Origin of the sequence: Pseudomonas sp. 2995-1, assembly GCF_002742505.1 — a bacterium.
GTDB classification, from domain to species: Bacteria; Pseudomonadota; Gammaproteobacteria; order Pseudomonadales; family Pseudomonadaceae; genus Aquipseudomonas; species Aquipseudomonas sivasensis.
Window position 1 is genome coordinate 1 of record NZ_LJSA01000444.1, and the last position, 356, is coordinate 356.

1 pseudogene is annotated in these 356 nt (G+C 37.1%); it reads right to left on the minus strand.

Annotated features, from left to right (window positions below):
* Nucleotides 1–331, minus strand: a pseudogene (locus tag AOA61_RS23880) (flagellin); the annotation flags it as partial.
* Nucleotides 332–356 lie beyond the last annotated feature (25 nt).

Here is a 356-nt window from a genome sequence, read left to right on the forward strand (position 1 = left end):
CAATATGCTGGAGATCTTGTTCATCATAAGTCCCATTTGCAGCTTGAACAGAAAGCTCTCTCATCCTTTGTAGCATAGAATGCATTTCCTGCATGGCACCTTCAGCAGTTTGGATAAGAGAGATACCGTCTAAAGCGTTACGTTCCGCCTGCTTTAAACCACGAATTTGAGAACGCATTTTTTCAGAGATTGCAAGCCCTGCTGCATCATCTGAAGCACGGTTTATTCGAAGTCCTGAAGAAAGTTTTTCAAGATTTTTAGATGTGTTGTTTTGATTCTGATATAAATTACGGTATGCATTTAATGCTTGTATATTATTATTAATTTTTATCGTTTTATCTCCCTCTTATCTAATC